The organism is Listeria fleischmannii subsp. fleischmannii LU2006-1 (assembly GCF_000344175.1).
Classification (GTDB): Bacteria; Bacillota; Bacilli; order Lactobacillales; family Listeriaceae; genus Listeria; species Listeria fleischmannii.
In genome coordinates, this window is record NZ_ALWW01000074.1 from 1 (window position 1) to 8,173 (window position 8,173).

The window sequence follows — 8,173 nt, forward strand, 5'->3', positions numbered from 1 at the left end:
AGGCTAGTGTGGTTTAATTCGTGCTGGGAATTTAGCAACGCCAGCGAGTGCCTCCACGTCCCCGTATTCATCAATCGTTTCATGATCATGTCCTTGTACCATTTCGGAAAATTGGTGTGCCATATGGATAGCCTCATCTTCCGTATGCCCGATAACACTTTCTGTCATCATGGAAGCACTGGCCATCGAAATCGAACATCCACTTCCCGTAAAGCTTGCTGCTGTAATAACATTATCATCGAGCTTTAAATGCAAATGAATTTCATCACCACATGTCGGGTTATTTAAATCAATCGTAACGTTTGACTCCGCGAGCTCTCCTTTATTCCGAGGGTTCTTGTAATGGTCCATAATCACTTGTCTATAAAGCCCATCTAATTTACGACTCGTCATAAGCCAAAATACTCCTTTGTCAACTTTAATCCTTGAATAAACGCATCCACTTCTTCTTTTGTATTATAAATATAGAAACTCACTCGAGCCGTTGAATTTACGCCAAGCCATTTCATCAGCGGTTGGGCACAGTGATGCCCCGCTCTAATAGCAATTCCTTCTTCGTCAAGAACAGTCGCCAAATCGTGCGGATGAACGCCCTCCAAATTAAATGTCACAAGACCAGCGCGCTTATTCGCATCCAGCGGCCCGTAAATCGTAATGCCCGAAATCTTCTGCATTTCAGCTAACGCATAACGAACAAGTTCCCCCTCGTGTAAATGCACAGCATCCATACCAATTTCCGTTAAATAATCAATCGCCGCACCAAGCGCAATTTGTCCTCCAATCGTCGGTGTCCCCGCTTCAAATTTCCACGGCAACTCCTTCCACGTTGAATCATACAAATTCACAAAATCAATCATTTCGCCGCCAAATTCAGTCGGTTCCATTTTTTCCAAAAGTGCTTTTTTCCCGTATAAAACACCCGTCCCAGTTGGCGCCAGCATTTTATGTCCCGAGAACGCATAGAAATCTACATCAAGAGCCGCTACATCCACCGCCATATGCGGAACAGCTTGCGCCCCGTCAACAACAATGACAGCCCCATTTTCATGTGCGATTTGAGCTATTGCCTGAATCGGCGTAATCGTTCCCAGTACATTTGAAACATGCGTAATCGCTACAATTTTCGTTTTAGCGCCAATAACGGAAGCCGCTTTTTCTACAGAAATAGAGCCGTCTTCTTCTGGTTCGATAAATTTAAGTGTCGCCCCTGTGCGTTTTGCAAGCTGTTGCCACGGGATAAAATTACTATGATGTTCTACGTGTGAAATAACAATCTCATCCCCACTCGAAATATTCGCTGCCCCGTAGCTATCCGCTACCAAATTGAGTCCCGTCGTCGTGCCTCGTGTGAAAATAATCTCCTTTGTATGGCTAGCCCCGATGAATGCCCGAACTTTTTCCCGTGCACCCTCGTAAGCATCTGTCGCGCGTCCAGCAAGCGTGTGTACACCTCGGTGGACGTTCGCATTATCCATTTCATAGTAAGAAACGAGCGCATCCACCACTTGCTTTGGCTTTTGTGCAGTCGCCGCGTTATCTAAATAAACAAGCGGCTTTCCGTTAACTTCCTGCTCCAATATTTTAAAGTCAGAGCGAATTTTGGCGAAATCTTTCATTTAACGCACTTTCCCTTCGATAACTTCCTTTAACATCACTTTTACGCCTTCAATTGGCAATTGTTTCACAACAGGGTCAAGGAATCCGTGAATCACAAGACGTTCAGCTTCCTGTTTTGAAATACCTCGGCTCATCAAATAAAACAACTGAACCGGATCAACCCGACCAACCGAAGCCGCATGACCTGCGACAACATCATTTTCATCAATTAAAAGAATCGGATTAGCATCACCACGCGCACCCTTACTTAACATAAGAACGCGGGATTCTTGCTGTGCATCAGACTTCGAAGCGCCATGCTTAATATGTCCAATTCCATTAAAAATCGTCGTAGCCTTATCTTTCATTACTCCATGGGATAAAATAGTCCCAGTAGAGGCTTTCCCGTAATGAGTGACTCTTGTCGTCACGTTTTGTGTCTGCTTCCCTCGTCCAACCGTTACCGTCTTCACGTCGCCAGTTGAACCGTCACCCATCAAATTCGTGACATTTTCATTAATCGTATCACCGTCATTCATTAAGCCTAGTGCCCATTCAATAGAAGAATCCGCCCCAATATGACCGCGACGATTCACATAGGTCGTCACACCTTTTGAAAGGTTATCAACAGCACCAAATGTAATACGCGCGTTTTGGCAGGCAATTACTTCTTCTACAATGTTTGCAATTCCCGCGCCTTCCTCATCAAGTGAAACATAATTTTCAACATAGGTAACGGAACTATTGTCATCCGCTACTAATAAAACATGATTCACAAGTGGTTTACTCGCATCTGCTTGAACAAAAATCGTTTGAATCGGCTCAGTAATTTCCACATTTTTCGGTACATATAAAAATACGCCACCATTTACAAGCGCGGCATGAAACGCCGTCAATTTATGCTCATCCACTTGTACCGCATCTTTCATAAAATATTGTTTAAAAAGATCCGTGTGTTCTTTTGCAGCTGTTACAATATCCGTTAAAATAACGCCCTTGTCACGCAACTCTTTTTTAAGTTGTAGCCTTGCCGGACGCGCATCCACTTGTATATAATAGTTCGCATCTTGATTATCTAAATCAACTAAATTCGTTACTTTTTCCGCTAATTCTTCGTTTGAAATTCCCGTGCTAGCTCCTTCAAATGTATCGAATTTTGTAAAATTCCAACGTTCAATCTTCGTTTTATCCACAAAAGGCAAGTCTAATTCACTTGCTAATTTCCAAGCTGCCAAGCGACTTTCGGTTAAAAAAGTTGGTTCGCTGGCATCTTCAGAAAAAGCGCGGATAAAATCATTCCCTGCGATTACATTTTCTGCCATGATTTTAACCCCACTTTCCTTATTTTTCGACTACGTCGTCTTCTTCTTCAAATTCAATGCCAAGTTCTTGCTTAATCCAGTCATAACCTTCTGCTTCTAAGCGTTTAGCAAGTTCTGCGCCGCCTTCTTTCACAACTTTCCCTTGCATCATAACATGCACAAAATCTGGTTCAATATAATTTAAAAGACGTTGGTAGTGGGTAATAATAAGGCAGCCAAATCCTTCGCCGCGCATAGCATTTACCCCTTTAGATACAACTTTAAGTGCATCAATATCAAGACCAGAGTCAATTTCATCTAAAATCGCAATCTCAGGCTCAATCATTAGGAGTTGCAAGATTTCATTACGCTTTTTCTCCCCACCAGAAAATCCTTCGTTTAAATAGCGTTCAGCCATTTCTTCGTCCATATCTAAAAGTTCCATTTTCTCATCTAGTTTACGAATAAACTGCATGAGTGGAATTTCTTTTCCTTCTTCTCGTCTGCTGTTGATTGCTGCACGAATAAATTCGGCATTAGTTACCCCACTAATTTCACTTGGATATTGCATCGCTAAAAACAGACCGGCGCGTGCGCGTTCATCAACTTCCATCTCCAGCACATCTTCTCCGTCGAGTGTAATCTGTCCTTTTGTTACCTCATATTTAGGGTGACCCATAATAGCCGCGGAAAGTGTTGATTTCCCAGTTCCGTTTGGCCCCATAATCGCATGGATCTCTCCAGTTGAAATTTCAAGGTTCACACCTTTTAAAATTTCTTTTCCTTCTATTTCAACATGTAAATCTTCTATCTTAAGTGTTGACATTCAAAATACCCTCCCTAGTTTGTTTTGCGTGCAATTTCGCATAATTCCAGTTTAGTATAATTCTAATTTGTTTACAACTATAAAAAACTACACAGCTAATCATCCAACCTTCATTTTACTATGAATAACACAAATTTTCCACTTCACTTTAAATTATCATTTTTCAAGATGTATTTGAGAATCTCTACTCATTTTTACTTACATTGTTTCACTCAAACAAGGAGAAACTAGCTTTTCCCCATAAAAAAAGAGGTTGTTTATTCCGTTATGATATGTTAATGTTAAGCTAGCGTAATATTATTGAAACATTAATTTATTTATGTAATATTAGATTGTAGAAAAACTCAAAGTTTACGCAAAACAAATCGACGCACGCATTGATATGACGACTGACATCGGAGGAGATTTTTATGCAAAAAAGAATACTAGGCGTTGTCCTGTTATTCTTCTTTCTCTCATTAAGTGGATGTAGTACGCCTAAGTCCGATTTTACAACGGCACTACGCAAATTAAGTACAAATGAAACGTATACACTAGATGCGAAATTATCAATTAATAAAGCATCTACTAAATATGAAAAATTATTAGACGTAGACTACTTAGACACAACAAAATTAAATCTTAAGCTTTCAAAAGATAACGAAAACGATATCTCTCATTTACAGACAAATATCGCTTGGCATGGTCAGTCTATTGACCTTGAAACCATTCAAGATAACAAAAACGGACTGATTTATCTGCCTGTGAATTCATTATATCGTTTTGCTCAAAATTCTGAAGATTTTCTTAGCGAGAGAGCGAAGCAGGTCTATACAACCGCTCTAAATCAAAATGAACAATTAAAAGGAAAATATTTTGATGTTTATTCTGCACTACAGAATATTTCCAATCAACCCATTAATCCTGAAAACGTTCAGGTGCAAGCAGAACAAATTAAACTGTTAGAAGAAAAATCAAGTATTACCTTATACGAATTTATGAACAATCTTGATGATAATCGTTTTAAAACAAAGCCAGACGGTACGTTTGAAATTTCGATTCATAAAGATGATCTTGTCCAATTAAATGACGAGCTACTTAAAACTTGGAATAAAAACGGCGCGATTATTTCCCTTCTTTCAGACAAAAATCAAGTTTCAACAAGTAGAGCGAAGGAAATTTGGCGAGACTACCAAAATGAAACGCGGCGTTATTTTAAAGAATTAGAAAAAGATGAACATCGCCATCTTGATATTCTTATGACACTAACGCCTGATGAGAAAATGGGTATTCGTAAACTTAATTTGGATACCATTTACAAAGACGATGCGACACAGGATGCTTTTGATGTTAATTTAGAACTTAACTGGTCACCTTATGAAAAAGTAACCGAGCTACCAAAAAAAGATGACATTGTCACTAAAAAAGAATTAGATAAAATGATATCTGACGGATTAAAAACATATTTAGCAGAACAAAAAAAATAAACCGAAACCACGCAATCAGCTTGTGAATGCGTGGTTTTTCATTAAAAAAATTCTTTATTAACCGTATGAATGGTTTTCTCCATGTTTTCGTGCATTTTTGTGTCTTCAAGTAACATCATCGAAATAATGTCCATCACATACATAAGCGAAAACTGGCTATTCACAAAATATTGATTGCTGACAAAAAGGCTATTGTAGACTGGAATGTTAATGTCGCTTAACTCTACCATTTCATTTTTTTCAAAACTCGTAAACGTGACAATTTTACTTCCATTTTCTTTCGCCTTTTTTAGCGTGCTGATGAGTTCAAGTGTATTTCCTGAATTTGAAATCCCGATAACAATATCAGATGGTTTAGTAATGGCCCCTGTAATAATCATCATATGCGATTCATTTAGCCCTGTTGCATTTAATCCCATCCGAATAAACCGTTGAGACATTTCAATGGCCGTTAGCCCAGAGCTACCTAATCCGCAAATATATACGCGGCCTGCAGAACGAATGAACTGAACAACTTTTCGAATCTCCTCTTTATCAATCATTTCCACCGTATTATCAATCACTTTATGATAAAACGAGTATACATCTTCAAAAATATCTTCATAACCGGCTTTTGGTAAGTCTCTGGATGCCGTATTGATTTTAATTTTCAAGTCAACAAAACTATCACAACCAAGTCGCTTTCCAAAACGCGTAATCGTAGCACTAGACGTTTTGGTTTTTTTCGCCAAGTTAGTGATAGTAATGTTTTGAATGGCATTACTTTCCTCTAAAATATATTTCGCCACCTTCCGCTCTTTTAGCGGCAGAACATTATACATTTGCTGGATTTTTTGTAAGATATTCACGACACACAACCTTCTTTGGTTAAAAAGTGATAGAGCGCTCCGACCATCCCCGCTTCATTTCCAAGTGTAGCAAACTGAACGTTTGCATTAAAAGAAGGTGAAACAAGCTGATTTAAAAGTGCCTCTTCAATACGCGGCTTAAAATAGTCTTTTTGTTCCATAATACCACCGCCAAGGATAATCACCTCTGGATTAAGAACATAAATTAAATTTACAAGACCCGCTGTAAGATTGTCAATCCAAACCCCAAGTAAGGCCTGCATTTTTTCATTTCCACCTTGCGCCTCCGCCATAATTTGCCTTCCTGTTAAATCCGTTCGACTAAAAAGAGCATTCGCCTTTTTCACAAGTGCGCTAGTTGACGCCAACTCTTGATAATCATTGCCATTAATTTGCATATAACCAATTTCAAGCGCACGGTTTCCTGCCCCTTTAAAAAGCTTCCCTTCCGATAAAAAGGCGCCGCCGATGCCTGTTCCAATCGTGAGGCATAAAACGGATCCACCACTCGCTACTTTTCCTGAATAAAATTCGCCAAGTGCCGCGCAGTTTACATCATTTTCAACATGACAAGTAATTTGGGAGGCTTCTTCAATTTGCGCTTTTATTTTTGTACCCGTATAAGCCGGAATCGTATAGCCTGCATAACTAATTTCGCCTCGTTCAGAGTCCACAACACCTGCTGTCGAAATCGCAATACCATCTAATTTATCTTGTTCATGACGAATAATATTGAGTACCGTCTCCATTATAAAATTATCCGTTTCGCTTAGCCGTGTTTTTTCAGTTTGAATCGGTGTTAGACGTTTTCCGGCCTGATCGTACTTTGCAAATTTAATAGCCGTTCCGCCAATATCAAAACACAGATATTTTTTCAATCCAAACACCCCCGTATTTAGGATTTTATAAGTTCTTCGTAAAATTCCTTTTCCGTTTTTGCTTGAATAAGCCGGTTAATACGCTCTTCTTCCATTAACACTTCTGCCAGTTCACCGAGAAGTTCCAAATGGTCATCCGCACTCGCCCCTGCAAGCGTAATAATTAAATAAATCGGATCGAATAACTCGCTTCCAAATGCCACTCCTTCTTTTAAAGTAGTAAAAGTAAGACCATTTTGATTCACCCCAAACTCCGGTCTAGCATGGGCCAGCGCAATATGTTTTGCAATCACAATATATGGCCCGTTTTCGTGCATCGACCGAATCATAGCTTCCACATAAGATGGCTCAATCGCCCCTCTATCCAATAATTTCGCCGCAGCTTTTCGAATAGCCGCCTCCCAGTTGCTAGCCGACACACCAATTTCAACATCCTCAATTTTCACCTTATTTAGCAGCATGCTTATCCACCTCATTTTTTAATTTTTCTACATCGAAACCCTCTAAAGAATCAATCAAACGATAATTTGGGGTTAAATCACTATGTTTTGTAACCTCATTAGGGACAACAATAACGGGAATTTCTGCCTGGTTCCCCGCTTTCAACCCATTTTTAGAGTCCTCAATAATCATCGCTTCTTCTTTCGTTACGCCTAGTTTTTGGATGGCCGCCTGAAATAAATCCGGTGCCGGCTTAATCCGTTTAACATCTTCTGCCGTCACAATAATATCAAAGAATTCGAGTAGCTCTAAACGCGTCAAATGTGAAACTGGTTTTTCACGCATCGATGAAGTTGCCAGTGCCAATTTTAAGCCCGCTTGTTTCACCTGTTTGATAAACGAAACAACGCCATCTTTAGGCGGTAGGTCCTTACTTCGTTCCATAAATTGTTTTTTTGTTTCCTCGGCAAATTTAGTTCGATCAACGCGAATTCCTTTTTCTTCCGCTAATTGTTTGAAAAACGCATCATCACTTGCTCCTACGCAAATTAAAAATTCCTCTATCGACACGTGATAATTTTGTTCTTTTTGCAACCATTCTTTAAAAATGTCATACCAAATGACCTCTGTATCCACAATCACTCCATCAAAATCCATAATAATGGCTTTAAGCATGTTTTCCCTCCTTGAAACAACTAAAATTTGGAAGGGATACGCTTCTAAAATGTTCCCTTCCAAATCCTTTTTATTTTTYCTTTTACGATCTTYCACCAGATGATAATCATTTCTGCATATTCTGGTGCGTTTAAATAATCAA

9 protein-coding genes are annotated in these 8,173 nt (G+C 39.3%); 1 reads left to right on the forward strand and 8 read right to left on the reverse strand.

Translation table 11 applies throughout. The features are described 5' to 3' along the window. Window positions 1-3: 3 nt before the first annotated feature. Genes sufU through sufC form a run of 4 tightly spaced genes read right to left on the reverse strand, consistent with a single transcriptional unit; the run spans window position 4 to window position 3,723 of the window. Window positions 4-393, reverse strand: coding sequence for a Fe-S cluster assembly sulfur transfer protein SufU (gene sufU, locus LFLEISCH_RS14075; protein WP_007477944.1), 390 nt, complete (start codon window positions 391-393; stop codon window positions 4-6). Further along, window positions 390-1,616 carry a cysteine desulfurase gene (locus LFLEISCH_RS14080; protein ID WP_007477946.1) on the reverse strand — a complete coding sequence of 409 codons (1,227 nt, stop codon included), beginning with the start codon at window positions 1,614-1,616 and terminating at the stop codon, window positions 390-392. The genes sufU and LFLEISCH_RS14080 overlap by 4 nt, the downstream gene beginning before the upstream one ends. Beyond that, window positions 1,617-2,918: a Fe-S cluster assembly protein SufD gene (sufD, locus tag LFLEISCH_RS14085; RefSeq protein WP_007477947.1), complete on the reverse strand. Its 1,302-nt coding sequence runs from the start codon at window positions 2,916-2,918 to the stop codon at window positions 1,617-1,619. A 19-nt stretch (window positions 2,919-2,937) separates the two neighbouring features. Beyond that, complete coding sequence (sufC, locus tag LFLEISCH_RS14090) at window positions 2,938-3,723, reverse strand: Fe-S cluster assembly ATPase SufC (protein ID WP_007477948.1); 786 nt, start codon at window positions 3,721-3,723, stop codon at window positions 2,938-2,940. A 410-nt stretch (window positions 3,724-4,133) separates the two neighbouring features. Here sufC and LFLEISCH_RS14095 point away from each other — a divergent pair, with 410 nt between their 5' ends. Continuing rightward, a complete protein-coding gene (locus LFLEISCH_RS14095; protein WP_007477951.1) occupies window positions 4,134-5,189 on the forward strand; it encodes an Lmo2079 family surface lipoprotein in 1,056 nt (351 codons plus the stop codon). A 41-nt stretch (window positions 5,190-5,230) separates the two neighbouring features. Here the strand turns inward: LFLEISCH_RS14095 and LFLEISCH_RS14100 are convergent, their stop codons facing one another. The 4 genes from LFLEISCH_RS14100 to LFLEISCH_RS14115 are packed head-to-tail and all read right to left on the reverse strand — an operon-like array spanning window position 5,231 to window position 8,031. Next, complete coding sequence (locus tag LFLEISCH_RS14100) at window positions 5,231-6,037, reverse strand: MurR/RpiR family transcriptional regulator (protein ID WP_007477952.1); 807 nt, start codon at window positions 6,035-6,037, stop codon at window positions 5,231-5,233. After that, complete coding sequence (locus LFLEISCH_RS14105) at window positions 6,034-6,915, reverse strand: ROK family protein (RefSeq protein WP_007477953.1); 882 nt, start codon at window positions 6,913-6,915, stop codon at window positions 6,034-6,036. The genes LFLEISCH_RS14100 and LFLEISCH_RS14105 overlap by 4 nt, the downstream gene beginning before the upstream one ends. Window positions 6,916-6,932: 17 nt before the next feature. Continuing rightward, window positions 6,933-7,376: a PTS sugar transporter subunit IIA gene (locus LFLEISCH_RS14110; protein WP_007477954.1), complete on the reverse strand. Its 444-nt coding sequence runs from the start codon at window positions 7,374-7,376 to the stop codon at window positions 6,933-6,935. Next, window positions 7,363-8,031: an HAD family hydrolase gene (locus LFLEISCH_RS14115; protein ID WP_007477956.1), complete on the reverse strand. Its 669-nt coding sequence runs from the start codon at window positions 8,029-8,031 to the stop codon at window positions 7,363-7,365. Before LFLEISCH_RS14115 ends, LFLEISCH_RS14110 begins: the two co-directional genes overlap by 14 nt. Window positions 8,032-8,173: the final 142 nt, after the last annotated feature.

Excerpts from the sequence above, each read along its gene's own strand:
- LFLEISCH_RS14110 (WP_007477954.1), bottom strand. The coding sequence starts at position 7,376 with ATGCTGCTAAATAAGGTGAAAATTGAGGATGTTGAAATTGGTGTGTCG.
- sufD (WP_007477947.1), bottom strand. The coding sequence starts at position 2,918 with ATGGCAGAAAATGTAATCGCAGGGAATGATTTTATCCGCGCTTTTTCT.
- sufC (WP_007477948.1), bottom strand. The coding sequence starts at position 3,723 with ATGTCAACACTTAAGATAGAAGATTTACATGTTGAAATAGAAGGAAAA.
- sufU (WP_007477944.1), bottom strand. The coding sequence starts at position 393 with ATGACGAGTCGTAAATTAGATGGGCTTTATAGACAAGTGATTATGGAC.
- LFLEISCH_RS14115 (WP_007477956.1), bottom strand. The coding sequence starts at position 8,031 with ATGCTTAAAGCCATTATTATGGATTTTGATGGAGTGATTGTGGATACA.
- LFLEISCH_RS14080 (WP_007477946.1), bottom strand. The coding sequence starts at position 1,616 with ATGAAAGATTTCGCCAAAATTCGCTCTGACTTTAAAATATTGGAGCAG.
- LFLEISCH_RS14095 (WP_007477951.1), top strand. The coding sequence starts at position 4,134 with ATGCAAAAAAGAATACTAGGCGTTGTCCTGTTATTCTTCTTTCTCTCA.